This is a genomic window from Marinobacterium sp. xm-g-48, from assembly GCF_013282925.1.
Taxonomy (GTDB): Bacteria; Pseudomonadota; Gammaproteobacteria; order Pseudomonadales; family Balneatricaceae; genus Marinobacterium_E.
This window is the reverse complement of sequence record NZ_WBYQ01000001.1, coordinates 198,209-223,904: the sequence shown is the minus strand read 5'-3', so window position 1 is coordinate 223,904 and position 25,696 is coordinate 198,209. Positions and strand designations below refer to the sequence as shown.

The following is a 25,696-nucleotide window of genomic DNA, read 5'->3' as shown; positions in this document are numbered from 1 at the left end:
TCTTTTCCTAGCCGTTCTCAGGCTGCCAGCGATTCTCAGCGAAGGCAAAAATCGTCGGCAACATGGATTCAAAATTTTCAAAGCCGTGATGGCCGCCCGGTTGAACAATCTGCGAGGACTCACTGTAGTAGCTAACAGCCTCACGATAGTCGAGGGTCTCATCTCCCTCTTGCAGCATCAGCAGTAGACGTTCCGGGTATGTCAGTTGAGGATAATACAACCGCTCTAACTGAGCCATATGTTCAAGCGTCAATTCATACTCTTCGCCAGAGTAGAAATTCTTTTGCGGACCTAGTAACGCACCCAACAGTGTGTGTGGCGCAACCGCCGGGTTAACTAAAATGGCTTTTACATGTGCGTAGCGCTCACTGAGGCAAGTCGCATAAAAACCACCCAAAGAGCTGCCAATCAATAGTAGCTCGTCATGCTGCTGAACAATCGTCTCTAGCTGCTGCATCCCCTCTTCTGGCCAGTGCGACAATGCGGGTACTGATAGCTGCGATGCCCTACCGATCGACTCAAAGTGGCGTATCAACTGCTGACCTTTAAGCGACTCGGGTGAACTGTTAAAACCGTGAATATAGAGAAAATGCATTACTGTCCGCTCACCACCTTCACATCATGACGCACACCCTGAGTCGCACAGTGTCCTAACCACTCCGCAAGATGTTGATTAAGCTGGTATTTTTCATCTGGCTGATGCATCGCATCATTAGGGTAATCGTAACGTCCAGGCAGTTGTGAGCGACGTTTTAAACAGACCACTTCCGCCATCCGTGCATCATGATAGAGACGTATCACAAAAGACTGTGGGTTAAACCATGGGGAAGCTTGCTCAGGCCAGTAAGAGAGTGTCCACGTCGAGGTGTAGGCAAACTCCTCATCGCGTTTAATGGCGACAACATAGGCGTGTTGATGCCACTCGATACGAAACTCAATAGACTCCTGCTGAGCAGGAAGCAGACGCATCAGACGGGCATAGTTGGTCTCAGAGACAACACTCTGTTTTACCAAATCCGGTACGTACTTACGCTTCACATCATGCATCAACAGCACCTTGTAAACTTAATTTATTCAGCGCCAGCCACTGCAAACCTATGATGGCAGGCGAACTATTAATAACACCCTGATTGACTAACTCTATGGCATCATCACTCGAAAGGACGTGAACACGAATATCTTCACCCTCCTCCGGCAAACCATGAATGCCTCTGGCCTGCTCCGAATCCACCTCAGCATAAAGCAGATCGATCCACTCATCACAGCCACCGCCACTGGGCAGATAACGAATAATTCTACGCGGCTCGCCGATCACCAAGCCAGCCTCCTCAATCGACTCACGCTTAGCAACCTGTACAGAGCTTTCACCCTCTTCCACCACACCAGCAACCACCTCAAGCATCCATGGAGAGGGGCCCTGCAGAGACCCAACCCGAAACTGCTCAACCAACACGACAGAGTCCTTCGCAGGATCATAAAGCAGCACACAGACCGCATCTCCCCGCTGAAACAGCTCGCGTGTGATCTCAATCGATTGACCTAAAAAAGTCTTATGCTCAAGCGTTAACCGCTTAACCCGAAAATAACCCTGAAAGGCCGTCTCATCGTTGATCAAGCGATAATCTTGTTGCCCAAAGCTGGGAGCCCAAGCCGGTTTGGAGTGCTCAGAACTCATTGCGCAGCCTGTTTCTCGCCAGCAAATTGACGCAACTGCTGAATCTCTTCTGGCCAAATCGTCTCATCAATAGTCTCTAAACAGAGCGGGACACCACGAAAACGATCGTCCTGCATGATGTAACGAAACGCCTCCCAGCCAATTTCACCCTGACCCAATGAGTGGTGACGATCGACGCGACCACCCAGCGCTATTTTAGAGTCGTTAATGTGCATACCGCACAACCTATCAAAGCCGATCAGTCGTTCAAACTCGGCAAAACTCTGCTCACAGGCTTCAAAAGTGCGTAGATCATAACCTGCAGCAAAAATATGGCAGGTATCGATGCAGACACCAATGCGTTCAGGGTATCGGCTTTTGTCGATGATGGCCGCAATCTCTTCAAATCTGTAACCTAAATTGGATCCCTGCCCCGCCGTCGTCTCAATCACGGCGATGACCTGTTCGGTCTCCTGAGTCGCGATATCGATCGATTCAGAGATGGTCGCTAAACAGCTTGTCACATCGATCTTTTTAAGATGACTGCCCGGATGAAAATTCAGATAACAGAGCCCTAACTGCTCGCAACGCTGCATCTCATCAACAAAGGCGTCGCGTGACTTCTCAAGTGGCTCTGCCTCTGGGTGCCCCAAATTAATCAGGTAACTGTCGTGCGGAAGAATTTGCTCTGGCAGAAAGCTATGCTCGGCACAGTTCGCTTTAAACTGCTCGATTGTCTCATCGGCAAGCGGCTTAGCTACCCACTGTCTCTGATTCTTAGTAAACAGCGCAAACGCATTGGCACCGATCGCCGCCGCATTCAATGGCGCATTCTGCACCCCACCCGCTGCGCTAACATGGGCACCAACGTAGTAGGGCTTCAGTGAGTTACTTACAGCTTGCACGCACCACCTGCACAGTCGTCAAAGTCCATCGACTCAAGCTCCATTCGCTCAGAGTGTGCGCTTTTAATCACCTTCAATAGACTACCCTCAGCGGATCCATCTTCAGCGACTCCAGCACGCTCAAATACAGAGACCAAAATACCCAGTTCGTCTGTCGTAAAATCGTTCATTCTCTTCTCCTTATTATCGGGCTAGAGTGGCTTAAGCCACTCCACCATTAGCTGTAAGCTGCGCTGCCCACGAAATTCATTGATATCCAATCGGTAGACGGCACGCACACGATTGATCGACGCATTCGGCCAAATATCAGACTCTACATTAAAGGCGATTGCATCCAGTGCCAAGCCTGTTGTCGGCTCTTGCAGTACCATTTTCAGATGTTTTTGACCGACGATACGCTGCTGCAACAGTCGAAACTCACCATGGAAGCTCGGCTCTGGGAATTGGTGCCCCCAGGGGCCCGCTTCTTGAATCATCTGAGCCAACTCCATGGTGAATTGATTAGGTGCCAACTCACCATCTGTCTCGATCACTCGATCCAGATCCTCTTTGCGTGTCTGACGAGTCACTTCAGCCGCAAAAGCAGTCTCGAAACGGGCTAGATCCGCTTTAGAAATGGTCAAACCGGCTGCCATCGCATGACCACCAAACTTTGAAATTAAGCCAGGATGTTCGGTCGCTATACGATCCAATCCATCGCGTATATGGAACCCCTCAATGGAACGAGCCGATCCTTTAATCTCACCCTCATCACCCGGCGCAAACACGATCACCGGTCGATGCAGTTTCTCTTTAACGCGAGAGGCAAGAATACCAATAACGCCTTGGTGCCACTGCTCGTTAAAGAGCGCTATGCCGGCTGGGCGTTCCGCCTCCAAAAGATCCAACGACTCTAAATGGGCCATCGCTTGAGCCTGCATTTCAGACTCAATAGAGCGTCGCTCGCGGTTTAAGGCATCCAGCTGTTCAGCGTATTCACGGGCACGTTGTGGATCCTCCTCTAGTAGACACTCAATACCCAAGCTGATGTCATCCAAACGACCTGCCGCATTAAGACGTGGTGCAACGGCAAACCCCAAATCAGAGCTACTAATGCGTTGATTATCACGCCCAGCAACCTCTAAAAGCGCAAGGAGGCCCGGACGCGCTCTGCCGGCACGGATACGGGCCAACCCTTGATGCACTAAGGTGCGGTTATTCCGCTCCAGAGGCACTACATCGGCCACCGTACCCAAAGCAATAAGATCAAGATAGTTAGCCAAATTCGGAGCCTTAACTCCGCTCTTCTCAAACCAACCAAGCTGCTGCAGCTGACGACGAAGTGCGATTAAAAGATAGAAGATGACTCCGGCACCACAGGTCGATTTCGCCATGAACTGACAGCCGGCCTGATTGGGATTAATAATTGCCACAGCCTTGGGCAATACCGAGCCCGGCAGGTGGTGATCTGTCACGATCACATCGATCCCTAGCATATTGGCTCGATCAACACCTTCGATACTGGAGATACCATTATCAACGGTAATGATCAGATCGGGCTGCTTCTGCTGAGCAACCTCAACAATTTCCGGAGACAGGCCATAGCCGTATTCGAATCGATTCGGAACGAGATAGTCGACCTGATTAAAACCAAACGCACGCAGAGCCAGTAACGCTGTCGTCGTACTGGTCGCACCATCACAATCGAAGTCGCCAACAATCAGGATCGACTCCTGTTGCCGAAGCGCAGTGACAAGCCTTGCCACCCCGGCATCAATGCCTAACATGGCACCATCGGGGAGCAGGGTCTCCAACCCCTTTTCAAGCTCACTGAGCTCAGACACGCCGCGCCCGGCGTAGATACGCGCAATCACCGGATGCAAAGAGGCAAGTGAGGAAGATACAGCGCCTATTGGGCGCTCAATAATCATCGCTTCGCTCAAGACTCACCTGGCAAAAGCTGATCAGTTTTATCGGTTAGGTAGTAGACAACCAGGCCTATCCATTCGCGCAAACCGGTGTGAAGGTCTCGCATGTTACGCCACAGCCTTGGATCCAACTTAAAGCCTGTTGTAGTCGTCGTGTAGTAATCCACTGGGTAGGGAATGACCTGCCAACCCTGTTTCTCAAAGATACCTACAGAGCGCGGCATATGAAAAGCCGAGGTCACCAACAACCACGGCTTATCAGGCACATCACCCAACAATTTTGCCGACAATAGCGCATTTTCATAGGTGTTTCGGGACTGGTTCTCCAAAAGGACCCTATCCGCAAGACCTATTTGCCCCAGATAATCGGCCACACCATCCGCCCCTTTGAACGATTGACGGAGAACGGACCCACTGCCACCGGTAAAGATGATTTTCGCTTCAGGAAAACGCTTAGCCAAGGCTGGAATCACCATCACCCGCTCAGCAGCGGCATTGAACTGGGACTGTTGCCAAACCGAAGAGAGATCAGGGTTTTCACCGCCGCCCAAAATCACGATCCCGGCGGGCTCAATCTGATTCAGATCCGGTTGCTTAAAACGTGACTCCAAAGGGTACAAAACCGCATCTCCCAAGGGCATCAATAAAATCGCCATCAACAGCAGTAGATCAATAGATAGCAGCCAGCTAGCTAAGCGGCGCTTACCTAACCAAAGTAAAAAAAGGCCAAGCAGCATCAACCAGACCAAAAGATGGTCAGGTGCAGCGAGGAACCAGAAAAGCTTTGAGAGTGAGAAGAAACTGTCCATACAAAAAAACGCCCCTCAAAGGAGGGGCGATTCATTTAGCTCTTGTGCGAGTGAGTCGCCACAAACTGTTGTACTGTGGCCAGATCGTTATCCAGCACCGACAGACGCTCTTCTCGTTCAAACAGATCGCTCATATGAGCCGGCAAGCTAGGCGATTCAAGACCTGCTTTCACAACAGGATCTGGGAACTTAACCGGGTGCGCGGTGGCCAGAGTGACCATCGGTACACTCATATCACGACGACATTCGCGTGCTGCTTTAACACCAATCGCTGTGTGCGGATCCAGTAGGTACTCAGTCGACTCGTAGACATCAGCAATAACCTGACAGGTTGTCTCATCATCAACGGCGTAGCTGTTAAACAGCTCGCGAACCTTATCCCACTCACCATCACCAAGATGAACAGACTCTCTCTTAAAGCGCGCCATCAGATCAGCAACGGCTTTACCGTCACGACCATAAACATCAAATAGAAGACGCTCAAAGTTCGACGAGACCATAATATCCATCGATGGCGACAGAGTATGCTCAAGCTGACCTTTAGACATATCGTTACCGCTGATGACGCGGTGAAGAATGTCATTACGGTTAGTCGCTACCACCAACTGATCGATCGGCAGACCCATCTGTTTAGCGAGGTAGCCGGCAAAAATATCACCGAAGTTACCCGTTGGAACCGAGAAAGAGACTGGACGATGAGGGCCACCCAAGGTCAGCGAGGCTGAGAAGTAGTAGACGATCTGAGCCATGATACGAGCCCAGTTGATTGAGTTCACTGCACCCAGCTTCATACCGTTTAGGAAGCTCTGATCAGCAAAACTGTCTTTCACCATCTCCTGACAGTCATCAAAGTTACCTTCCAAGGCGATATTGAAGACATTGTCTTCCAATACGGTCGTCATCTGACGACGCTGTACTTCAGAGACACGGTTGTAAGGGTGAAGAATGAAGATATCCAAGTGATCAGAGTGACGACAGCCTTCGATCGCTGCAGAACCCGTGTCACCTGAGGTAGCACCCATAATCACCAGGCGTTCATTGCGCTGTTTCAGCACATGATCCATCAAACGACCGAGCAACTGCAGTGCGAAGTCTTTGAATGCCAAGGTAGGACCATGGAACAGCTCAAGAACGAACTCGTTGCTATCGATCTGAACCAAAGGTGCTACGGCATCGTGTTTAAAGACAGCGTAGGTCTCATCGATCATCGATTTAAGATCCCCGTCGCTAATGCACTCTTCAACGAACGGCTTGATCACTTTGAAGGCAAGATCCGCATAGCTAAGGCCTGCCCAGCTTGCGATCTCCTCTTTCGAGAAAGTCGGTAGAGTCTCAGGTACATAGAGACCCCCATCAGACGCCAAACCAGCTAATAGCACATCCGCAAAATTGAGTGCGGGCGCATCACCACGAGTCGAAATATAACGCATCGAAAATTCCTCTTAATCAGCCAGCTGTTCAACACGGATGCGGGTCACTTCACCCACAACGTCTGGCAGTGCTTCGATCTCGCGAAGCGCTTCGTTCATTGTCGATTCAACCACTCGTTGAGTCAGCAGAATGACAGGCACCTGTGATTCACGGATCGGTTTCTGAATCACGGCTTCAATATTGATCCCTTTTTCACCGAGGATGCGGGTAATGTGAGCCATCACGCCTGGGCGCTCAACGGCTTGCAAGCGAAGGTAGTAAGCACTCTCAACCTGTTCAACAGGAAGCACTTCAGCATCTGAAAGCTCGCTAGGCTGGAAAGCCAAGTGGGGAACTCGGTTGTCACGGTCAGCAGTGAGTGTACGAACCACATCCACCACATCAGCAACTACTGCAGAAGCCGTTGGCTCAGCACCGGCACCCGCACCATAGTAGAGGGTTTGACCCACCGCATCACCATCCACAAGGACGGCGTTCATGACACCATCAACATTGGCCAGTAACGCTTTCTCTGGAATCATCGTTGGGTGAACACGTAGCTCAATACCCTTCGCTGTGCGGCGGCTAATACCTAGGTGCTTGATGCGGTAGCCTAGCTCTTCAGCGTAGTTCACATCCTGTGAAGTGATCTTACTGATACCCTCGGTGTAGGCTTTTTCGAACTGCAGTGGGATACCAAACGCGATTGAGGCAAGTATGGTCAGCTTGTGCGCTGCGTCTATGCCTTCAACATCAAAGGTCGGATCCGCTTCTGCGTAGCCCAACGCCTGAGCTTCCGCCAATACATCTTCAAAGGCACGACCTTTGTCACGCATTTCGGTCAAAATGAAGTTACCGGTACCGTTAATGATGCCAGCCAACCAGTCGATCTTGTTCGCAGATAGACCTTCACGAATCGCTTTGATGATTGGGATGCCACCAGCAACTGAGGCCTCAAACGCGACCATCACATTCTTCTCTTGCGCAGCCGCAAAAATCTCGTTGCCATGCACCGCGATCAACGCCTTGTTCGCAGTGACGACGTGTTTACCGTTTTGAATGGCCGTCATCACGAGATCAAAGGCTGTCTCGTAACCGCCGATCAGCTCAATGACGATATCGATCTCAGGGTTGGTTGCGATCTCGAAAATGTCCGATGTAACGTGGATTCCTGTCGTATCAAACGCAGGGTTAGGGCGACGCATAGCGACCTGTTCAATCTGAATTCGACGACCCGCACGACGTGCAATCTCAGACGCATTGCGATTAAGAACATCGAACGTACCGCCACCGACAGTACCCATTCCACAGATGCCAACTTTTACCGGCTTCACAACCTTACCTCATTCGAAGTGAGCTCGAGCGGTTCACCCGACCCAGAGCGTTAAAAAATGGGGCATATTATAGCTAAAAAAGGGTGTTTGAACTATGGGTATTAGGGAGGTTTTACTGATAAAAAGCGTAATTAGAGGGCGGATGTCAGGCTGAAGCCTGACACCAGTGCTTCAACCTAACTACAGAGAAACGTGACTGGCTTTCAGCCTGTCACGACCCTACCAGCATTTTCCAGAGATTACTTAATCCCCAACACCGGCAGCAGACGCTCGGCTGGCATGTAACCCGGTAATAGATCACCCGTCTCGGTAATCATCGCAGGGGTGCCGGTAACCCCTAGCTTTTGACCCAGCGCCAGCTGTTCAAGCACGGGTGTTTGGCAGCCATCCGCTTTAACAGAGCCACCATCTAGCGCTGACTCCATTGCTGCTAAGCGGTCATCGGCACACCAGATCTGATCCATACGTGACGCAGTAGCACCGCCAGGACCAGAGCGAGGAAAGGCTAAGTAAGCGACTTCGACACCCGCTTCGTTCAGAGCATCCACCTCTTCGTGCAGCTTCTGACAGTAGGGGCAATCGATATCGGTGAAGACATAAAGTCGAGTTCTCTTCTCACCTTTAGCTGGGAAAATAACCATATCGCTATCAGCCACCTGCTGCATGGCATCTAAACGCATCCCACTTAAGCGCTTCTCGGTAAGATTGATCAGACGGTTCTCTTGTGTGATCTGATACGCCTTGCCCGACAGAATAAACTGCGCATCTTCACTGACGTAGAGCACCTCACCAGAACCGAGTAGCACCTCATAAAAACCGGTCATATCGGACGGCTCAATCAGCGTAATAGGAATCGAAGGATCAACCGCTTTCAGCTTCTCTTCAATCAGGGTCTCTGTATTTGCCAGAGCCGGCAAAGTCACAAGGGACAACAACAGTACGAACAAGGTTTTCATCTTAACTCCTTAAAAATTGCGCCCAGTGTGACAGTTTAACCCCGCGGATGAAACTGCTTGTGCAACTGCTCTAAGCGATGCGTGGCAATTTGCGTATAGATCTGGGTGGTCGATAAATTGGCATGCCCCAATAGCATCTGCACGGCACGAAGATCCGCCCCATGATTCAACAAGTGTGTTGCAAACGCATGTCTAAGCGTATGGGGCGATAGTTCTGATTTAACGCCCGCCTGCTGGGCCCAAAATTTAATACGATGCCAAAAGGTCTGTCGGGTCATCTGCTGTCCTCGACGACTCAAGAAGAGCGCTTCAGGGTTGGTAGCACCCATCAACAGTGGCCGTGCAGCTGATTGATAGCGTTTCAACCAATCAATGGCCGCCTCGCCAACAGGGACCAGTCGCTCTTTATCACCCTTACCGACAACCTGTAATAGCCCAGCCCTCAGGTCAATTTGACCCACCTCAAGCCCAATCAACTCAGAGATACGCAACCCGGATCCGTACAACAGCTCCAACATAGCTCGATCTCGCAACCCCAGTGAATCTTCAACATCCGGCGCCTCAAGCAGCGCATCCACTTCTGCTTCGGAAATGGACTTTGGCAACGCGCGCCCGCGCTTTGGATTGGAGATATTCAACGTAGGGTCAACGTCGATCACACTTTCGCGCAATAGGTAGCGATAAAATCCACGGATACAGGAGAGTTGTCGTGCAGTAGAGCTGGCTTTAAACGCTTCAGAGAGGCGCCAGGCAAGATAGTGCTGTAAATCAGACTGCGTAACAGCCATCAGTGATTTTCCCTGCTGATTCAACCAACAGGCAAACTGATTAAGATCGCGTCGATAGGAGCTCTGCGTGTTATCACTTAAGCCACGCTCCATCCACAAGCCTTGAATAAACTCTTTGATTAACGCGGCATCTTTGGAGTCAGGGCTTTGCGCAGTAAAACGTGCATCCGGCACTAACGGTAGACCTCAATAGTTTCTAAAAAGTTTCGATCAACAGAGTAGGAAGCATACCCTTGATCGACCCTTCTTAGTAGAACTAACTTATTGTCTGCCACCTCGATCAAACGCCCCTCAATAAAGCGCCCGAAGTGGGTGTAGAGACGAATCTGATACTGTAGATAGTCATCCAACTCATCAAAGCTAGCAGGATAGAACTGCTTAGAATCCTCAAGCTTTTGCACTTCGCGGCTAGAGAGAATCTTCTCCTTGAGCTGCTCAACATTGACCAACCCCTCCTCCTGAGGGGTTAACTGTTCAGCCTGCTCCGCATCTGGCAACAAGGACTCCCAATCCAATCCCGCTAAATCAAGCCCCACAGAGTTAATGCGCAAAGAGGGATTCAAGCGTTCAGCTAAGACGTGGGGGGCGTTCATCAATACGAACAGCTCACTGCCCATACCGCCTGCGGGTGAGATGCCCAAATCAACACTTGAGCCCGGAGCAATGGCCTGCTCATAGGCATTCCAAAGCCGCTCTGGTACCTGCATACCCAACTGTGTAGCCTGAGCTTTTAACAGATCGGCATGCGCCAAGCGATACTCCGCCTCGGTTACATCAGTCTGTTCAGCACAGTAGGTATCGCGGCGAGCATTAAATCCAAGGTCTTGGTAGGCAAACTGAAAACGCTGGACTCGCGGGCTGGCCGCCAACAAGGTTTGTGGTGCAAGGTATCCAGGTGTAAAACTGACTTCCAACACCAATCGTTGCGAGGCGATACCCAACAGCTGAATCTGACTACCCAAGACTAGACGTCCATTATCGTTATCTGGGTCTAAGCGAATGTTAAGATCCGCCTGAATTTCGGGGTATCCCATATCTCGCAACACAGGCAGAGAGAATTCACGTACATCGCCACAACCCAGTGCCGCGATGTTAACTAACCCTTTGCTCGCAGCAGCACTCTGGTTCGCAAGAGCCGTCTCCATAAAATCGGATGCCAGATCCATTCTTAACTTATCGATTTTGATGGCCAAGAAACTGGGCCAGTCAGAAGCACTGCTGACAGGAGAGGGCTGCAGGAAGAAGAGCGGCGCGTCCGCTCGAATACTGATATTGGCCACTTTAATGGCAGACTCATAACCGAAAGGAGCCGCCTGCAGCAACTCAATTCGGACTTCACCGCGTGGATCCAGAACCAACTGCTCATAGTGCACACGATAGCCAGGCAGCAGAACCGTCAACGTATCATCGATATAGGCTTTAGCTTTGTAATAGACATAGGCATAACCGCCCCCACCGACCAGTAGCGTCGCTATCAATAACAGTAGAACGGTTTTAAACCAACGCAAAGGATTCCCCCCAACAGTCATCACTTCATACTAGACCACTATTAGAAATAGGAGAAATTTGAGCAATAAAAAAGGCGACCCATGGTCGCCTTTTTTAATCGAGATCAACTCAGTTAATAAAATTAACTTAGTTAAGCTTCTCTTTGATACGTGCAGACTTACCGCTACGCTCACGTAGGTAGTAAAGTTTCGCCTGACGAACGTCACCACGACGCTTAACTTCGATCGCTTCAACCGCTGGGCTGTAGGTCTGGAAAGTACGCTCTACACCCACACCGTGAGAGATTTTACGTACAGTGAAAGCAGAGTTTAGGCCGCGGTTACGCTTACCTAGAACTACACCTTCGAACGCCTGTAGACGGCTACGGTTGCCCTCTACTACACGTACTTGAACTACTACAGTGTCACCTGGGCCGAAGTTCGGTACTTCTTTACCAGTTTGTTCAGCTTCGATCTGCTGAATGATTAAGTTTTTGCTGCTCATCGCTCGCTCCTAACTTTTCAACTGCGGACTACTTTTTAGTCTCGCCGATGTATTCGTTTAACAACGTTTGCTGTTCTGGGTCCAAATCGATCTTCTCTAGCAGATCAGGGCGACGCTCATAGGTCCTTCCTAACTGCTGTTTTAGGCGCCATTTACGTATCTCTGCGTGATTTCCACTCATCAATACCGACGGTACGCCAACGCCATCTAACTGTTCTGGTCGTGTGTAGTGTGGACAATCAAGCAATCCTTCCGAGAAGGAGTCCTCTTCAGCAGAGGCTTGGTCACCCAGTACACCAGGCACCATTCTTGATATCGCATCAACCATCACCATGGCTGGGAGCTCACCACCACTCAGGACAAAATCACCGAGTGACCACTCTTCATCCACTTCCGCTTCGATCAGGCGTTCATCAACCCCTTCGTAGCGACCGCAGACAAAGATCAAACTCTCTGCCGTGGCCAGTTCTGTCACACCTTGTTGATCTAAGCGTCTGCCTTGTGGCGACAGATAGATCACTTTAGCCTGACTGGGTGCTGCCGCTTTCGCCGCCGCTATCGCATCTCTCAATGGCTGAACCTTCATCAACATCCCAGGACCACCACCAAAGGGGCGATCATCGACGGTGCGATGTTTGTCGTGAGTAAAATCTCTTGGATTCCAACTCTCGACTTGGATCAGTCCGTTTTTAACTGCTCTGCCTGTAACACCAAAACGGCTAACCGCCTCAAGCATTTCAGGGAACAGCGATACGATCCCAAACCACACAACTTAGAACTCTGGGTCCCAATCGACCCGCATTGTTCCAGCGTTTAAATCAATTTGTTTGATCACCTGATCCGGTACATATGGGATCAATCGTGTCTCACGATCAACGCTCTCGTCTGTACCTTTAACAACCAACACATCATTTGCGCCGGTCTCTATTAGGTGATCTACCCGACCCAACAATTCGCCGGATTCGGTATAAACCAATAATGTCTCTAATTGACTCCAGTAGTACTCACCGTCATCCAACACTGGTAGAACCGAGCGTGGTACTGCAATCTCCGCTTCACAATATTGGCGGGCTGCTTCGGGTGAATCTATAGAGTCCAATTTTGCGATTAAACCCTTACCCTGTTTTTTAGCGCTGGTTACCTTAACCGGTACCCATTCACCTTGTTGTTTTACCAACCAGGGGCGATAGCTGAGGATATTCTCCATCGAATCAGTGTATGAGTAGACTTTAATCCAACCCTGTACACCGAAAGGTGAGTTGAAGCGTCCAAGAACTACGTAGTCCTCTGCTGCAATCTCTGCCACTGCTATCAGGCCTTAATCAATTACTTAGCTTTACGTGCTTCTTTAACCAGTGTGCTAACACGTTCGCTCATTTGAGCGCCCTTGCTAACCCAGTACTCTACGCGCTCTAGATCAAGACGTAGACGCTCTTCCTGGCCGCGAGCAACCGGATTGAAGAAACCAACACGCTCAATAAAGCGGCTGTCACGCGCAAAACGAGAGTCTGCGACATGAATGTGATAGAACGGACGCTTTTTAGCGCCACCACGGGACAAACGAATAGTGACCATTAAGGACCCCTTTATTTCGCGGATGGGTTTTGAGATCGCCCATCATTGTTGTTTCTTCACCAATCCCAGCAAATTGCCCAGACAGATGAAGGCCAAATTAAATAGGGCGCAGATTCTACGTGAATACTGCGCCCATTAAAAGCTATTTTTTGATCAGAGTTTGATCAATTACATACGTGGGAAACCACCAGGACCACCCATACCCGGTGGCATCATCCCTTTCATGCCACGCGCCAGTTTCGCCATACCCGATTTAGAACCAAACTTCTTCATCATCTTGGCCATCTGCTTGTGCTGTTTAAGCAGGCGATTGATCTCTTGGATGTTGGTACCCGAACCAGCCGCAATACGGCGCTTACGCGAGCCGCTGATAATATCTGGGTTGCGACGCTCTTTAGCCGTCATTGAATCGATGATCACGGCAAACTTCTTCATGCCCTGCTCAGCCTGAGCTGTTTGTGCCGCTTGGATCATCTGCCCCATACCCGGCATCTTCTCCATCATCGACATCATGCCGCCCATGTTGTTCATCTGATTGATCTGATCACGGAAGTCTTCTAGATCAAAGCCCTTACCTTTGCTGACCTTCTTCGCCAGCTTTTCCGCTTTATCCTTATCAATCTTGCGCTCAGCTTCCTCAATTAAGGAGAGCACATCACCCATACCCAATATACGCGAAGCAACACGATCAGGGTGGAAAGGCTCAAGGGCATCGACCTTCTCACCAACACCTAGGAACTTAATAGGCTTGCCAGTAATGTGACGTACCGACAGAGCCGCACCGCCACGGGCGTCACCATCGGTCTTAGTCAGAATAACACCAGTAAGAGGCAAGACTTCATTGAAAGCTTTTGCCGTGTTCGCAGCGTCTTGACCCGTCATAGAGTCAACGACGAACAGTGTCTCGACCGGATTAACCGCTGCATGCAGCTCTTTAATCTCAGCCATCATGGCATCATCAACCGCTAGACGACCCGCGGTATCGACGATGACTACATCATGATGCTGAATTTTTGCATGCGCCGTCGCGCCATTAACGATATCGATCGGCTTCTGTTCAATAGTCGACGGGAAGAACTCGACATCCACCTCACCAGCCAGAGTCTCTAGCTGACGAATAGCTGCTGGACGGTAGACGTCAGCTGATACGACCAACACCTTCTTCTTTTCACGCTCACGGAGGAAACGCGCCAGCTTTGCAACCGAGGTGGTTTTACCCGCACCCTGCAGACCGGCCATCATCACCACAGCAGGTGGCGTTGCCGCAAGGTTAAGCTGCTCGTTCGCTTCACCCATCACGCGAACCAACTCTTCGTTAACGATCTTAACGAAAACCTGACCAGGACTTAGGCTCTTAGAAACGTCTTGTCCAACCGCACGCTCTTTGACCGCGTTTACAAACTCTTTAACCACCGGCAGGGCAACATCAGCCTCAAGAAGCGCCATACGTACTTCACGCAGCGTATCCTTAATATTGTCTTCGGTCAGTTTCGCGCGTCCTGTAACGGAGCGAAGCGTGCCAGTTAAGCGTTCTTGAAGATTTGCAAACATTCTATTCCTCATTGTGCGGGTCTAATGGGTCGTTTCGATATCGAGATATCCCGCCAAATTTGCGCCGTAGTATAGCGCAGGGACAGGCTGACTGTATATTTCGCATCCCAGCAATTTGTGCCACACTTGTGGAATTAGGTTTACACAGTCCGGAGTTTTGGATGCTATCGCTATTTACCCTTGCCGCCATTGGCCTCTATCTGATTGCCAGCCAGTGGCAAATGAAGCAGTTCGCGACTCAACAAGGCGGACCGCGCAACCGCATACAGGCTTTTGGTTTCATCGCCGTCATTTTTCAACTGATCGCGACTTTACAGATCATTTCGGGCGGATTTGGCTTAAACCTCAGCTTCTTTGTTGCCGGCTCGATGATCTCGATCGCCGTGGTCGTTCTTCTGCTATTGGGTAGCCTACGTCATAAGCTCGACAATCTGTTTATGTGGGTCTTTCCAATGGCCGCCATCACTCTGGCTCTGGCCTATGCTTTCCCTGGCGAAGGGACCAAATCAAGCTACAGCGCTGGACTGCTAAGCCACATTCTGTTGTCTATTATCTCCTACAGCCTGTTCACGCTTGCCGCACTGCAAGCTCTGTTGCTCTCTAAGCAGGAGCATGCTCTGAAAAGCCATAAGACCAGAGGCTTACTGAATACCCTGCCACCACTGCAGGTGATGGAGAACCTACTGTTTGATTTGATTACTGCGGGTCAGGTGGTACTGACGCTGGCGTTGATAACGGGTTACGTCTACACCGATGATCTGTTTGCACAACACCTCGCTCACAAAACGCTGCTATCCCTTGGCGCTTGGGTTGTCTTCACCATTCTGCTAACAGGACGTGCGATGTTTGGTTGGCGAAGCCGCACGGCTCTACGCTGGACACTCAGCGGATTTGTTCTGCTGATGCTCGGCTTCTTTGGTTCAAAAGCCGTTCTAGAGCTAATACTTGGGGCTTAATTGGGTTGACACCCACGCCCCATCTACACAAAATGAGCTTCCGTTAACAATATAGGCATTTCCCCTTGGAAGACGCGTCGATAAGCTCGCTCTCAATTCTTCTGTTTATCCTGATCCTCTGTTCTGCATTTTTCTCTAGTTCAGAAACTGGCATGATGTCGCTCAATCGCTACCGTTTGAAGCATTTAGCGAAGAATAACCACCTAGGTGCACGCAAAGCCGCCAAACTGCTAGATCGCCCAGATCGTCTGATCGGCCTGATTTTGATTGGCAACAACTTCGTCAACATTCTCGCATCAGCCATCGCGACCGTCATTGCGGTTCGAATCTGGGGGGATGCAGGTATCGCCATCGCGACCGGTGCCTTGACGCTGGTCGTGCTGATTTTTGCGGAAGTGACACCAAAGACACTGGCCGCCATGTATCCAGAGAAGGTGGCTTTTCCGGCCTCCTATGTTTTAGTACTGCTACTTAAAGTGTTTTACCCCTTGGTGTTTGCCGTCAACCTCATTACCAATGGAATTTTCCGTCTACTCGGTATCAAGACGACCGGGGAAGATGCCCACAATCTTAGTACCGAAGAGTTACGTACCATCGTGAATGAGTCAGGCGCTCTGATCCCTCAATCGAATCAATCGATGCTACTTGGGGTCCTGGAGCTTGGTGAAGTGACCGTTAATGACATCATCATTCCACGCAACGAGGTAGAGGGCATCGATCTGGACCATGAGATGGACCAGATTCTTGAGCAGCTCTCTAAAACCAAACATACCCGCCTTCCGGTCTACCGTGGCGACATCAACCAGATCGTCGGGGTACTTCACATGCGCAATCTGGCCCAGTTGATTCAACAGGGCAAGGTCACCAAACCGGCCATTATGGCGGTGGTTCATGAAGCTTACTTCATTCCAGAGAGCACACCGCTGCAGACACAGCTCCTTAACTTTCAGAAAGAGAGCCGCCGCATCGGCGTCGTAGTGGATGAGTACGGTGATGTACAAGGCATTGTCACCCTGGAAGATATCTTAGAAGAGATCGTCGGCGAGCTCTCCAACGATCAATCGGATATCCATGAAGACATCCACCAACAGGAAGATGGCAGCTACTTTATCGATGGCTCGGCTTATATTCGTGAGATCAATAAAGCACTGAATTGGGAGCTATCGACCGAAGGGCCAAAAACGCTTAACGGTTTGATCACGGAGCAGCTCGAATCCATTCCCGACGCTAACGTCTGTATCGAACTGAATGAGTACCGTTTAGAGACGCTACAAATCAGTGACAACCTGATTAAGACGGTTCGTGTCCAGCGTCTCGAGATCGAGAGTGACGAGGAGGAGTAGCCTCCCGCTCTCGAATCAACGCCCAGACTTCACGCTTCTTCTCGTTGGAGTAAGTACTCCAATAGGCGATCTCTAGACCTGAACGACGACAGGCAATACAGAGATCGTCCTCATCGAGAGCACACACGCCCATGCAAGGATTGGGAATCGGTTTTTCTGAATCCATTATGTTCGCTCTGGCCTCGGTCTGGTTTGAATCTGTGCATCAAAGGCACTGTTTAATAGCTCAGCAATGACCCAGGCGGTTAGCCCCCAGATCTCATAGCCTTGATAATCCCATGCTGGTGCATATCGAGTCTTACCGGATAGATCCATGAACTGATCAAATCGCGCACGGCCCGGCTCCATAAAGAAGCTCAACGGTACTCGAAAAACAGCTTCGATCTCATCGGGATTAGGTTGCTCGACAACCGTATGCGGCACAACACCAACCCAGGGAACCACTTTGAGGCGATGCTTAGAGAGCACATCACTTAAAGCCCCCAAGGGCCTAACTTGTGAAGGCTCAATACCTAGCTCTTCATGGGTCTCACGCAAAGCCGTAGCAAGAATATCCTGATCCTCGGGATCTCTGCGACCACCTGGAAAAGCCACCTCACCGGCATGACTCGACAGCTTGCTGTGTCGCAAGGTCAGTATCACCTCTGGTATGGCCAGATCGGTGATTAACATCATCACACCCGCCTGCCGATCAGACGAATAGTGGTCAGATAGCTGCCAAGGCTTGTAGTGAGTCAGGGTTTGCTCTATTTTCGAAATCATTAGTTTAATCATACACCGAATAGAAGAAAGCTACGCAAAAGATAGGAGATTCGATGAAGTTCTGCAGCGAGTGCGCCACACCTGTTGAATGGACCATTCCAGAGGGTGACCACCTTCCCAGACACGTCTGCCCCAACTGCGAGACGATCTTCTACTCCAACCCCAAAATCATCGCCGGCTGCCTACCCATCTGGGAAGAGAAAGTATTGATGTGTCGTCGCAACATCGAACCACGCAAAAACTATTGGACCCTACCGGCAGGCTTTATGGAGAATGGTGAAACCACTGAACAGGGCGCCATGCGTGAGACTTGGGAAGAGGCTGAAGCGGAAGTCGATATCATATCGCTCTACACCCACACCTCCATTGTGCATGTGAATCAGCTGCAGCTCTTCTTCCTAGCCAAGATGCGCACCCCAAGCTTTTCAACGACGTCAGAATCCAATGAGGTCGCACTGTTCAGCGAAGATGAGATCCCTTGGGATGAGATCGCCTTCCCGACGGTCAGCAACGCACTGCGTCTGTTCTTTAAAGAGAGAAACGCTGGCGGGCCGTTTAACTTCCACAGAATCAGTATCGATCGCCACAACGAGCAGAACAACGCATCGACCACCCAGCATGAGATTCACATTTAATGCCAGTGTTAAAAGAGAGCAAAGCGGCCAAAGCCTTCCAACGCAAACTGCTGATCGCTTGGTGTATTGATCAGCACCCAGGCAACCTCACCCACCTACAGAAACTCACAGGCATGCCAAGACGGACACTGCAGGATGCCATTAAAGATCTGGATGATCTGTCGATCGAGTGTTCATTTCAACAAACTGAGGGGGCTTTGAATAACCAGGGCGTCTACCGCATTGATCAGTGGGGCTGTATTGATCCAGACTGGGTTAACCAGAATATTGAATCAATCGCAGAATCGTTAGAGATAAAACTTCAGCTCGACTACTGATTCGCCGTCGCCGCCAAATCGAGAAGCGGCGAAGCGTCGATCGCCTCAGCATCCATCATCTGAGCAAGATCCTGCAGGGTATTAACGACCTGGAATCGCTTCGCTTCAGATAACTTAGAAAAGCGCTCTTCAAAACGCTCATGCAGAAGTGGTGGAACGGAACCCAGGGTAGAAGCACCCTCTTCGGTCAGACGCGCATTTACTTTACGCTTATCGGTCACTGAACGAACACGCACCGCTAAACCGCGCTGCTCTAGGCGGTTTAAAATAGTCGTTACCGTCGCCTGACTCAGTGAAACGCTTTCCGACAGCGTCTTAACAGTCACATCACCCAGATCCCCAATTGCACGCAACACCATTACCTGCGGAATGGTGAGGCCACAGCTCTTCGCAATACGCTTTGATTGAATATCCGTCGCACGAATAATCTTACGTAGAGCAATGAGTACATCTTGTGATTGCTGAATGTCTGTCATGTAAAGCCTGTCATTGAGATAAGTAGCACGATTAACAACCTGCTGAGCGGGCGCATTTATAGCCCATCCCCTTTTCATCATCAATCACTATTTAAATAATTACAACTATAATTATTTGAACTCTAATGATTAGACCTGTTAGGATGTTTGTCACGAGAGGTTAATAGCCTAATAAGAAACTGAAAACGAATGGGAACAGACACATGAAAAAACAGATACTTGCTGCATCACTGCTAGCCGCTAGCTCAACTGCATTTGCAGGTTCACACGGCTCTAATTGCGGTACTGTAACAATTGCCGAGATGAATTGGGCGACAGCTAGCCTATTCGCTTACATTGATAAGTTCGTTCTAGAAAATGCATTTGGATGTGAAGTTGAAGTTGTTCCTGGCGATACAGTTCCAACATCAACCTCAATGATCGAAAAACAACAGCCAGATATCGCCCCTGAGCTTTGGACTAACTCATTTCAAGCTCAGCTCGATAAAGCTGTCGGCGAAAATAAACTGGCAGTTGCTGGTGAGGTATTCATTGGCGAAGAAGGCCTATGGATTCCAAAATATATGCTAGAAAACAATCCTGAACTTTCTAGCATTGATGGTATTAAAGCGAATTCGGCTCTATTCCCACACCCAGAAGATGATAGCGTTGGTGCTTATTGGGGCTGTCCAGCAGGCTGGGGTTGTCAAATGGTTAACCAGAACCTTTTCAAAGCTTACGAAATGGAAGATTCGGGATTTGAGCTAGTTGATCCGGGTACGGCTGCTGGTCTAGATGCTTCACTTTCTCGAGCTTACAATATGGAAAAACCTTGGTTTGGTTACTATTGGGCACCCACTGCGTTTCTTGGTCAATTTGATATGGTAAAAGTAGATCTTAAATCCGATATTGATGCAGATTATTGGAAATCTTGTATTGTAAAATCGGACTGTACTGATCCAAAACCAAGTAATTTTCCTGAGTCACCTGTATACACTTACACGACTCAAGAATTTGCAGATCGAGCACCGGAAGCATTTGCTTATTTAGATCGCTTCTTCGACAACCCAACTGTTAACAAAATGGCAGCATGGATGAATGAAGAACAAGCAAATGGTGAGATTGCAGCTGAGAAATTCTTCCAAGACTACCCTGAGCTTTGGAAATCTTGGCTAACACCTGAGCAAATCAAAAAAGTTGAGAAAGCTGTAGCCGAACTGTAGGTTAAGCAATATTACAAGCCCTACCATAGCGTAGGGCTTTTCGCGTTTAAACCAGAGGAAAATATGGCAGAGAAATCCTGGATAACTGATATCCCAGAATTAGACAGAACTAGTCTCAAAGAAATACGCAAAACACTTGATGGTGCTTATCTGGACTTTTCACGAGCGTATGGAGACGCAATTGAAGCTTTTTTTGATCCACTATTAACTTTTTTAATTTGGTTTGAAAAACTGCTTTTGAATTCACCTTGGTGGATTGTCCTTGGTGCAATTGCAGTATTTGTATATGCAGCGAGTAGATCCTCTAAACTCACTATAGGTGTAGCTATTGCGATGATGGTGGTTGGTTACTTTGGTATGTGGGATAACACCATGAGAACCATGAGTATCATAACTGTTTGCACCATGTTAGCAATCGTACTAGGAATTCCTATTGGCATAGCAATGGCTCGCTCAAATAAAGTACAAGGAGTGGTTACACCACTTTTGGACATCATGCAGACCATGCCAGCCTTCGTCTACCTAATTCCAGTCGTCATGCTTTTGGGCATAGGGCGCATACCGGGCCTAATTGCCGTTGTCATCTATGCAATTCCGCCGGTTATTCGTCTGACCAACTTGGGTATTCGCTTGGTGGATAAAGAGGTATTAGAAGCCGCAACTGCCTATGGTGCTAACCCTCGTCAGCGTCTATTGGGTGTTCAGTTACCGTTGGCGATGCCGACAATTATGGCGGGCATCAACCAGACCATAATGATGGCACTATCAATGGTAGTAATCGCATCAATGATTGGCGTCAAAGGGCTCGGTCAACCTGTATTGCAGTCAATAACCAACCAGTACTTTACTCAAGGTCTTCTAAACGGTTTAGCCATCGTTGTACTTGCGATCATCTTTGACCGCGTTTCACAGGCATACGGCAAGCGCACTCAAGCGCACCTAGGGGGTGGCCATGAGTAATGCAGACGTATTGATTCAGGTTAAAGACCTCTACAAGGTCTTTGGCGACAAACCAGAAGGCGTTATGCCGATGGTTAAAGCGGGTAAAAGCAAGGATGAGATCCTAGCGGAAACTGGCCACACCGTCGGTCTTAAAGAGATCGATCTCGAAATCAAACGCGGTGAGATCTTTGTCATCATGGGTCTATCAGGCTCAGGCAAATCGACACTGATTCGCCACTTCAACCGTCTGATTGAACCGACTGCGGGTGAGATCATTGTTGAAGGCACCGACGTCATGAAACTCAACACCAAGGAGCTTGAACAGTTCCGTCGTCACAAGATGTCGATGGTGTTTCAACGCTTCGGTTTGATGCCTCACTACACAGTACTCGATAACGTCTCTTACGGGCTTAAGATCCAAGGTGTCGACAAGTCAGTTCGTGAGCAGAAAGCGGTTGAGTGGTTAGAGACGGTTGGTCTGAAAGGCTATGAAGAGCAGTACCCCAACCAGCTATCGGGTGGTCAGCAGCAGCGTGTCGGTCTTGCTCGCGCACTCTGTACTGATGCTGAAATCCTCTTGATGGATGAAGCCTTCTCGGCACTGGATCCTCTGATCCGTTCAGAGATGCAGGATCAACTGATTGAACTGCAACACAAGCTCAATAAGACCATCATTTTCATCACGCACGATTTGGACGAAGCTCTACGCCTAGGTGATCGTATCGCGATTCTTAAAGATGGCCTGCTGGTCCAGCAAGGTGAGCCAGAAGAGATTCTACTCAACCCTGCCGATGAATACGTAGAAGCCTTCGTTAAGGATGTGAACCGTGCCCGCGCATTGACGGTAGAGACCGTTATGAAGGAGCCGGAACACCGTATTACAGCTGAAACCATCGGTGAAGCGCTGAAAGAGATGAAGAGAGGCGCTTACGATTACGGTCACGTGGTGGACGATTCAGGTAGCTACCAAGGCACCGTTACTCAAGAGTGGCTTGAAGAGGAAGCTAAGGGCGGTAATGCAGATTCCACTTGGGAAGAAGCCGATCTAACCGAGACAACGACCATCACCTCTGATGCAGTACTTGAAACGGTTATCCCGGAGACGCTTGAAGCGGATCACCCAATCCCTGTTGTGGATGAGGAGGGCCAGCTGCAAGGTGAGCTATCTCGCTCAAGCTTGGCGGAAGTACTGGTCGACTCTTCTGAAACAGAGTCAGAATCTGTAGAGAATCAAAAGGTTTAACAAGCCCATTGATACAGACACAAAAAAGCCAGCTCATGTAGCTGGCTTTTTTTCGCCCTGAATAAAACAGGGCCCGTGCGAGTAACTCGACACGGGCCCATAAAAGGAACAACAACAGATAAATATTATCAGAGAGCGGTAGGAAAAGTACAGTCCTCAACTCTCTGGAGCGGGCTTAACGAAGCTCTAAAACATCCTGCATATCGAACAAACCTGCACCCTTGCCTGACAACCAACCTGCTGCTCGTACAGCGCCTTTTGCAAAGGTCATACGGCTAGACGCTTTGTGGGTAATTTCGATTCGCTCACCCTCTGTGGCAAAGAGTACAGTGTGATCACCAACCACATCACCAGCACGAATGGTCTCGAAACCGATCTCTTTTTCAGGGCGCGCACCGGTCTGACCTTCACGACCATAGACCGCACACTCTTTCAGATCACGTCCCAGCGCATCGGCAACCACTTCACCCATACGCAATGCTGTGCCTGATGGCGCATCCACCTTATGACGGTGGTGTGCTTCGATCACTTCGATGTCGTATCCACCATCATCACCCAAAGCCTTGGCAGCCACTTCAAGCAGTTTGAAACAGAGGTTTACGCCAACAGACATGTTCGGCGCAAAGACAATTGAGATAGTCTCACCGCCCTCTGCCAACTTCGCCTTCTGCGACTCGGTTAGCCCCGTCGTACCAATCACCATCGACTTACCGGCCGCTTTACAGATCTCAAGATTAGCAAGGGTCGACTCTGGGCTAGTAAAGTCGATCAATACATCAAAATCGTCTGTCACAGACTCCAGCGAGCCAGTAATTGCGACACCCAGACGACCCACGCCTGCCAACTCACCTGCATCGGCACCGATCAACGAACTATCAGGAAGCACAATGGCTGCGCCTAGGGTCACACCCTCTGCCGCGTCTACAGCTTCGATCAATGTTTTCCCCATGCGCCCTGCGGCACCCGTGATGGCAATACGTGTCATCTCTTTTTCCTTAACTGAAAATCTATTCGTCAGTGACACTCAGCCCTTGGTCCATATCCAAGGCTGGCATATCACTCATTAGGCAACCCACCACTTTGGCTGGAACACCCGCTACCGTCGTATGTGCCTCTACAGGCTCCAAAACCACACTGCCTGCACCTACTTTGGCACCCTGGCCGACTTCGATGTTGCCAAGAATCTTAGCACCGGCGCCAATCAAAACCCCAGCGCGAATTTTCGGATGTCGATCGCCCGACTCCTTACCGGTACCCCCTAGGGTCACGGATTGCAGTATCGAGACGTCATTCTCAATGACACAAGTTTCACCGATAACAATGCCTGTTGCGTGGTCAAACATTACACCCTGACCGATGTTGGCAGCGGGGTGAATATCAACCTGCAGGGTTGAGCTCATGCGACTCTGTAGATAGCTTGCCAAGGATTGACGCCCTTGACGCCACATATAGTTAGCCACTCGATATGACTGAAGCGCGTGATACCCTTTTAAGTACAACAGCACCGTGCTGTAGTCACGGATTGCAGGGTCACGCGTGTAGACCGCAAGGAGATCGGCACAGGCGGCTTCGATCAATGTAGGGTCCGCTTCATAAGCGACCTCAAAGATCTCACGCATCGCCACAGCGGGCACCACTTCATCCGACAGCTTTTCAGCCAACAGATAAGAGAGTGCCGAACGCAAGGTCGGATGGCTGTTTATCGTTGTATGGTAGAAACTCGACAGCAGCGGCTCGTTAGCACTTAATGTACTCGCCTCACTCTGAAGTGCTTGCCATACCTCTGCAACCGCCTGATCACCCATAACTTAGGTCATATCCTCAAAGAATTTTTTGACTGAATCAAAGAAGCCGTGCTTCTTCGGTCCATGTTTCTGGTGCTCTTCCGTAGAGTCACGGAACTCTTCTAGCAGCTCTTTCTGACGTGAAGTGAGGCTGACCGGGGTTTCAACAACCGCACGAACCATCAAATCACCCAACGCGCCACCGCGCACCGGCTTCACACCCTTGCCGCGCAAACGGAACATTTTGCCCGTCTGTGTCTCTGCCGGGATCTTCAGTTTAACCTGACCATCCAGTGTTGGCACGTTTAGTTCTCCACCCAATGCCGCATCGACAAAGCTGATCGGTACTTCACAGTAGAGGTTGGCGCCGTCGCGTTCAAAAATCGGGTGATCTTTAACACTCACCTGAACATAGAGATCGCCTGAAGGGCCACCGTGTGCTCCCGCTTCGCCCTCACCAGATAGACGAATACGATCACCGGTATCCACACCCGCTGGGATCTTAACTTCCAATGTCTTGGTCTTCTGCGTGCGGCCCTGGCCGTGACAGACATTACAAGGATCAGAGATCACTTTGCCTTCACCATGACAGGTTGGACAGGTCTGCTGAACCGCAAAGAAACCTTGCTGCATACGGACCTGTCCGGCACCACCACAGGTACCACAGGTCTTAGCCGTTGTGCCCTTCTTAGCGCCGCTACCATCACAGGTTTCACAAGAGACGTAGGTAGGAACTTTTAGCGTCTTTTCACAACCGCGCACAGCCTCTTCAAGACTCAAATCGAGGTTGTAACGCAGATCGGCACCGCGACGCACGCTGGAACGACCGCGACCACGACCACCGCCGCCACCGAACATGTCGCCAAAGACATCGCCAAAGATATCTGAGAAGCCACCTTCAAAGCCGCCGCCCATACCACCTTGGCCACCCAACCCAGCATGACCATACTGATCGTAGGCCGCTTTCTTCTGCGCATCGGACAGTACTTCGTACGCTTCGCTGATCTCTTTAAACTTGAGTTCAGCCGCCTCGTCATCCGGGTTGCGGTCAGGGTGATACTTCATCGCTAAGCGACGGTAAGCCTTTTTGATGTCACGGTCAGATGCATCACGAGAGACACCTAAGAGTTCATAATAATCTTGCTTGCTCATACT

At 50.0% G+C, this 25,696-nt stretch carries 30 protein-coding genes; 7 read left to right on the top strand and 23 right to left on the bottom strand.

Translation table 11 applies throughout. The annotated features are described in order from the left end of the window. Positions 1 to 7: 7 nt before the first annotated feature. The 17 genes from XMG48_RS01135 to ffh all read right to left on the bottom strand — a co-directional run bounded on the left by XMG48_RS01135 (position 8) and on the right by ffh (position 14,881). A complete protein-coding gene (locus XMG48_RS01135) occupies positions 8 to 595 on the bottom strand; it encodes a YqiA/YcfP family alpha/beta fold hydrolase (RefSeq protein ID WP_173480226.1) in 588 nt (195 codons plus the stop codon). Beyond that, on the bottom strand, positions 595 to 1,047 hold the full coding sequence (locus XMG48_RS01130; RefSeq protein WP_173480225.1) for a DUF1249 domain-containing protein: 453 nt from the start codon (positions 1,045 to 1,047) through the stop codon (positions 595 to 597). Before XMG48_RS01130 ends, XMG48_RS01135 begins: the two co-directional genes overlap by 1 nt. Then, positions 1,040 to 1,675 carry an NUDIX domain-containing protein gene (locus XMG48_RS01125; protein ID WP_173480224.1) on the bottom strand — a complete coding sequence of 212 codons (636 nt, stop codon included), beginning with the start codon at positions 1,673 to 1,675 and terminating at the stop codon, positions 1,040 to 1,042. The genes XMG48_RS01130 and XMG48_RS01125 overlap by 8 nt, the downstream gene beginning before the upstream one ends. Further along, positions 1,672 to 2,559 (bottom strand): deoxyribonuclease IV, encoded by an 888-nt coding sequence (gene nfo, locus XMG48_RS01120; protein ID WP_371731420.1) that lies wholly within the window; start codon positions 2,557 to 2,559, stop codon positions 1,672 to 1,674. The genes XMG48_RS01125 and nfo overlap by 4 nt, the downstream gene beginning before the upstream one ends. Next, the gene (locus XMG48_RS01115; RefSeq protein WP_173480223.1) at positions 2,547 to 2,729 is read right to left on the bottom strand and encodes a hypothetical protein; all 183 of its coding nucleotides are present in this window, start codon (positions 2,727 to 2,729) and stop codon (positions 2,547 to 2,549) included. The genes nfo and XMG48_RS01115 overlap by 13 nt, the downstream gene beginning before the upstream one ends. Positions 2,730 to 2,750: 21 nt before the next feature. Next, positions 2,751 to 4,481 carry a single-stranded-DNA-specific exonuclease RecJ gene (recJ, locus tag XMG48_RS01110; RefSeq protein WP_371731421.1) on the bottom strand — a complete coding sequence of 577 codons (1,731 nt, stop codon included), beginning with the start codon at positions 4,479 to 4,481 and terminating at the stop codon, positions 2,751 to 2,753. Beyond that, on the bottom strand, positions 4,478 to 5,275 hold the full coding sequence (locus tag XMG48_RS01105; protein WP_173480222.1) for a YdcF family protein: 798 nt from the start codon (positions 5,273 to 5,275) through the stop codon (positions 4,478 to 4,480). Before XMG48_RS01105 ends, recJ begins: the two co-directional genes overlap by 4 nt. Before the next feature lie 35 nt (positions 5,276 to 5,310). Further along, positions 5,311 to 6,705: a threonine synthase gene (gene thrC, locus XMG48_RS01100; protein WP_173480221.1), complete on the bottom strand. Its 1,395-nt coding sequence runs from the start codon at positions 6,703 to 6,705 to the stop codon at positions 5,311 to 5,313. 12 nt (positions 6,706 to 6,717) lie between these two features. Further along, on the bottom strand, positions 6,718 to 8,019 hold the full coding sequence (locus XMG48_RS01095; RefSeq protein WP_173480220.1) for a homoserine dehydrogenase: 1,302 nt from the start codon (positions 8,017 to 8,019) through the stop codon (positions 6,718 to 6,720). Between the two features lie 239 nt (positions 8,020 to 8,258). Then, on the bottom strand, positions 8,259 to 8,975 hold the full coding sequence (locus XMG48_RS01090; RefSeq protein ID WP_173480219.1) for a DsbC family protein: 717 nt from the start codon (positions 8,973 to 8,975) through the stop codon (positions 8,259 to 8,261). A 35-nt stretch (positions 8,976 to 9,010) separates the two neighbouring features. Continuing rightward, positions 9,011 to 9,937 (bottom strand): site-specific tyrosine recombinase XerD, encoded by a 927-nt coding sequence (gene xerD / locus XMG48_RS01085; RefSeq protein ID WP_371731422.1) that lies wholly within the window; start codon positions 9,935 to 9,937, stop codon positions 9,011 to 9,013. Beyond that, complete coding sequence (locus XMG48_RS01080) at positions 9,937 to 11,271, bottom strand: hypothetical protein (protein WP_173480218.1); 1,335 nt, start codon at positions 11,269 to 11,271, stop codon at positions 9,937 to 9,939. Before XMG48_RS01080 ends, xerD begins: the two co-directional genes overlap by 1 nt. Before the next feature lie 127 nt (positions 11,272 to 11,398). After that, positions 11,399 to 11,755, bottom strand: coding sequence for a 50S ribosomal protein L19 (rplS, locus tag XMG48_RS01075; protein ID WP_173480217.1), 357 nt, complete (start codon positions 11,753 to 11,755; stop codon positions 11,399 to 11,401). 28 nt (positions 11,756 to 11,783) lie between these two features. After that, entirely contained in the window at positions 11,784 to 12,524 is a 741-nt protein-coding gene (gene trmD / locus XMG48_RS01070) for a tRNA (guanosine(37)-N1)-methyltransferase TrmD (RefSeq protein WP_173480216.1), read from the bottom strand. A gap of 3 nt (positions 12,525 to 12,527) precedes the next feature. Then, positions 12,528 to 13,061, bottom strand: a complete 534-nt coding sequence (rimM, locus tag XMG48_RS01065) for a ribosome maturation factor RimM (protein ID WP_173480215.1) — start codon at positions 13,059 to 13,061, stop codon at positions 12,528 to 12,530. Positions 13,062 to 13,081: 20 nt separating this feature from the next. After that, positions 13,082 to 13,330 carry a 30S ribosomal protein S16 gene (rpsP, locus tag XMG48_RS01060; protein WP_173480214.1) on the bottom strand — a complete coding sequence of 83 codons (249 nt, stop codon included), beginning with the start codon at positions 13,328 to 13,330 and terminating at the stop codon, positions 13,082 to 13,084. Between the two features lie 168 nt (positions 13,331 to 13,498). Then, on the bottom strand, positions 13,499 to 14,881 hold the full coding sequence (gene ffh, locus XMG48_RS01055; protein ID WP_173480213.1) for a signal recognition particle protein: 1,383 nt from the start codon (positions 14,879 to 14,881) through the stop codon (positions 13,499 to 13,501). Positions 14,882 to 15,042: 161 nt separating this feature from the next. On the opposite strand from ffh, the gene XMG48_RS01050 reads away from it, so the two are divergent. Further along, the gene (locus tag XMG48_RS01050; protein ID WP_173480212.1) at positions 15,043 to 15,837 is read left to right on the top strand and encodes an inner membrane protein YpjD; all 795 of its coding nucleotides are present in this window, start codon (positions 15,043 to 15,045) and stop codon (positions 15,835 to 15,837) included. A 65-nt stretch (positions 15,838 to 15,902) separates the two neighbouring features. Beyond that, positions 15,903 to 17,180: an HlyC/CorC family transporter gene (locus tag XMG48_RS01045; RefSeq protein ID WP_173480211.1), complete on the top strand. Its 1,278-nt coding sequence runs from the start codon at positions 15,903 to 15,905 to the stop codon at positions 17,178 to 17,180. On the opposite strand, the gene XMG48_RS01040 is transcribed toward XMG48_RS01045, so the two are convergent. Both XMG48_RS01040 and XMG48_RS01035 read right to left on the bottom strand, forming a co-directional pair. After that, the gene (locus tag XMG48_RS01040; protein ID WP_173480210.1) at positions 17,128 to 17,346 is read right to left on the bottom strand and encodes a DUF1289 domain-containing protein; all 219 of its coding nucleotides are present in this window, start codon (positions 17,344 to 17,346) and stop codon (positions 17,128 to 17,130) included. The genes XMG48_RS01045 and XMG48_RS01040 overlap by 53 nt on opposite strands. Continuing rightward, a complete protein-coding gene (locus tag XMG48_RS01035) occupies positions 17,346 to 17,942 on the bottom strand; it encodes a CoA pyrophosphatase (RefSeq protein ID WP_173480209.1) in 597 nt (198 codons plus the stop codon). The genes XMG48_RS01040 and XMG48_RS01035 overlap by 1 nt, the downstream gene beginning before the upstream one ends. A 53-nt stretch (positions 17,943 to 17,995) precedes the next feature. Here XMG48_RS01035 and XMG48_RS01030 point away from each other — a divergent pair, with 53 nt between their 5' ends. Next, positions 17,996 to 18,577 (top strand): NUDIX hydrolase, encoded by a 582-nt coding sequence (locus tag XMG48_RS01030; protein WP_173480208.1) that lies wholly within the window; start codon positions 17,996 to 17,998, stop codon positions 18,575 to 18,577. Further along, a complete protein-coding gene (locus XMG48_RS01025; protein WP_173480207.1) occupies positions 18,577 to 18,894 on the top strand; it encodes a helix-turn-helix domain-containing protein in 318 nt (105 codons plus the stop codon). The genes XMG48_RS01030 and XMG48_RS01025 overlap by 1 nt, the downstream gene beginning before the upstream one ends. On the opposite strand, the gene XMG48_RS01020 is transcribed toward XMG48_RS01025, so the two are convergent. Further along, positions 18,888 to 19,370 carry a MarR family winged helix-turn-helix transcriptional regulator gene (locus XMG48_RS01020; protein WP_173480206.1) on the bottom strand — a complete coding sequence of 161 codons (483 nt, stop codon included), beginning with the start codon at positions 19,368 to 19,370 and terminating at the stop codon, positions 18,888 to 18,890. The two genes, XMG48_RS01025 and XMG48_RS01020, sit on opposite strands and share 7 nt — an antisense overlap. Before the next feature lie 203 nt (positions 19,371 to 19,573). On the opposite strand from XMG48_RS01020, the gene XMG48_RS01015 reads away from it, so the two are divergent. From XMG48_RS01015 to XMG48_RS01005, 3 genes are all read left to right on the top strand, one after another. Then, a complete protein-coding gene (locus XMG48_RS01015; RefSeq protein ID WP_173480205.1) occupies positions 19,574 to 20,572 on the top strand; it encodes a glycine betaine ABC transporter substrate-binding protein in 999 nt (332 codons plus the stop codon). 63 nt (positions 20,573 to 20,635) lie between these two features. Then, entirely contained in the window at positions 20,636 to 21,532 is an 897-nt protein-coding gene (locus XMG48_RS01010) for a proline/glycine betaine ABC transporter permease (RefSeq protein ID WP_173480204.1), read from the top strand. Beyond that, on the top strand, positions 21,525 to 22,757 hold the full coding sequence (locus tag XMG48_RS01005) for a glycine betaine/L-proline ABC transporter ATP-binding protein (RefSeq protein WP_173480203.1): 1,233 nt from the start codon (positions 21,525 to 21,527) through the stop codon (positions 22,755 to 22,757). The genes XMG48_RS01010 and XMG48_RS01005 overlap by 8 nt, the downstream gene beginning before the upstream one ends. 175 nt (positions 22,758 to 22,932) lie before the next feature. Here the strand turns inward: XMG48_RS01005 and dapB are convergent, their stop codons facing one another. The 3 genes from dapB to dnaJ are packed head-to-tail and all read right to left on the bottom strand — an operon-like array spanning position 22,933 to position 25,693. Next, complete coding sequence (gene dapB, locus XMG48_RS01000) at positions 22,933 to 23,742, bottom strand: 4-hydroxy-tetrahydrodipicolinate reductase (RefSeq protein ID WP_173480202.1); 810 nt, start codon at positions 23,740 to 23,742, stop codon at positions 22,933 to 22,935. Between the two features lie 22 nt (positions 23,743 to 23,764). Continuing rightward, positions 23,765 to 24,562 carry a serine O-acetyltransferase gene (cysE, locus tag XMG48_RS00995; RefSeq protein ID WP_173480201.1) on the bottom strand — a complete coding sequence of 266 codons (798 nt, stop codon included), beginning with the start codon at positions 24,560 to 24,562 and terminating at the stop codon, positions 23,765 to 23,767. 3 nt (positions 24,563 to 24,565) lie between these two features. After that, on the bottom strand, positions 24,566 to 25,693 hold the full coding sequence (gene dnaJ, locus XMG48_RS00990) for a molecular chaperone DnaJ (RefSeq protein ID WP_173480200.1): 1,128 nt from the start codon (positions 25,691 to 25,693) through the stop codon (positions 24,566 to 24,568). Between the last annotated feature and the right edge of the window lie 3 nt (positions 25,694 to 25,696).

Excerpts from the sequence above, each read along its gene's own strand:
- thrC (WP_173480221.1), bottom strand. The coding sequence starts at position 6,705 with ATGCGTTATATTTCGACTCGTGGTGATGCGCCCGCACTCAATTTTGCG.
- ffh (WP_173480213.1), bottom strand. The coding sequence starts at position 14,881 with ATGTTTGCAAATCTTCAAGAACGCTTAACTGGCACGCTTCGCTCCGTT.
- XMG48_RS01005 (WP_173480203.1), top strand. The coding sequence starts at position 21,525 with ATGAGTAATGCAGACGTATTGATTCAGGTTAAAGACCTCTACAAGGTC.
- XMG48_RS01050 (WP_173480212.1), top strand. The coding sequence starts at position 15,043 with ATGCTATCGCTATTTACCCTTGCCGCCATTGGCCTCTATCTGATTGCC.
- rplS (WP_173480217.1), bottom strand. The coding sequence starts at position 11,755 with ATGAGCAGCAAAAACTTAATCATTCAGCAGATCGAAGCTGAACAAACT.
- XMG48_RS01030 (WP_173480208.1), top strand. The coding sequence starts at position 17,996 with ATGAAGTTCTGCAGCGAGTGCGCCACACCTGTTGAATGGACCATTCCA.
- XMG48_RS01025 (WP_173480207.1), top strand. The coding sequence starts at position 18,577 with ATGCCAGTGTTAAAAGAGAGCAAAGCGGCCAAAGCCTTCCAACGCAAA.
- cysE (WP_173480201.1), bottom strand. The coding sequence starts at position 24,562 with ATGGGTGATCAGGCGGTTGCAGAGGTATGGCAAGCACTTCAGAGTGAG.
- XMG48_RS01020 (WP_173480206.1), bottom strand. The coding sequence starts at position 19,370 with ATGACAGACATTCAGCAATCACAAGATGTACTCATTGCTCTACGTAAG.
- dapB (WP_173480202.1), bottom strand. The coding sequence starts at position 23,742 with ATGACACGTATTGCCATCACGGGTGCCGCAGGGCGCATGGGGAAAACA.
- XMG48_RS01035 (WP_173480209.1), bottom strand. The coding sequence starts at position 17,942 with ATGATTTCGAAAATAGAGCAAACCCTGACTCACTACAAGCCTTGGCAG.
- XMG48_RS01135 (WP_173480226.1), bottom strand. The coding sequence starts at position 595 with ATGCATTTTCTCTATATTCACGGTTTTAACAGTTCACCCGAGTCGCTT.
- XMG48_RS01130 (WP_173480225.1), bottom strand. The coding sequence starts at position 1,047 with ATGCATGATGTGAAGCGTAAGTACGTACCGGATTTGGTAAAACAGAGT.
- XMG48_RS01105 (WP_173480222.1), bottom strand. The coding sequence starts at position 5,275 with ATGGACAGTTTCTTCTCACTCTCAAAGCTTTTCTGGTTCCTCGCTGCA.
- rpsP (WP_173480214.1), bottom strand. The coding sequence starts at position 13,330 with ATGGTCACTATTCGTTTGTCCCGTGGTGGCGCTAAAAAGCGTCCGTTC.
- XMG48_RS01040 (WP_173480210.1), bottom strand. The coding sequence starts at position 17,346 with ATGGATTCAGAAAAACCGATTCCCAATCCTTGCATGGGCGTGTGTGCT.
- XMG48_RS01115 (WP_173480223.1), bottom strand. The coding sequence starts at position 2,729 with ATGAACGATTTTACGACAGACGAACTGGGTATTTTGGTCTCTGTATTT.
- XMG48_RS01010 (WP_173480204.1), top strand. The coding sequence starts at position 20,636 with ATGGCAGAGAAATCCTGGATAACTGATATCCCAGAATTAGACAGAACT.
- XMG48_RS01015 (WP_173480205.1), top strand. The coding sequence starts at position 19,574 with ATGAAAAAACAGATACTTGCTGCATCACTGCTAGCCGCTAGCTCAACT.
- dnaJ (WP_173480200.1), bottom strand. The coding sequence starts at position 25,693 with ATGAGCAAGCAAGATTATTATGAACTCTTAGGTGTCTCTCGTGATGCA.
- XMG48_RS01125 (WP_173480224.1), bottom strand. The coding sequence starts at position 1,675 with ATGAGTTCTGAGCACTCCAAACCGGCTTGGGCTCCCAGCTTTGGGCAA.
- XMG48_RS01090 (WP_173480219.1), bottom strand. The coding sequence starts at position 8,975 with ATGAAAACCTTGTTCGTACTGTTGTTGTCCCTTGTGACTTTGCCGGCT.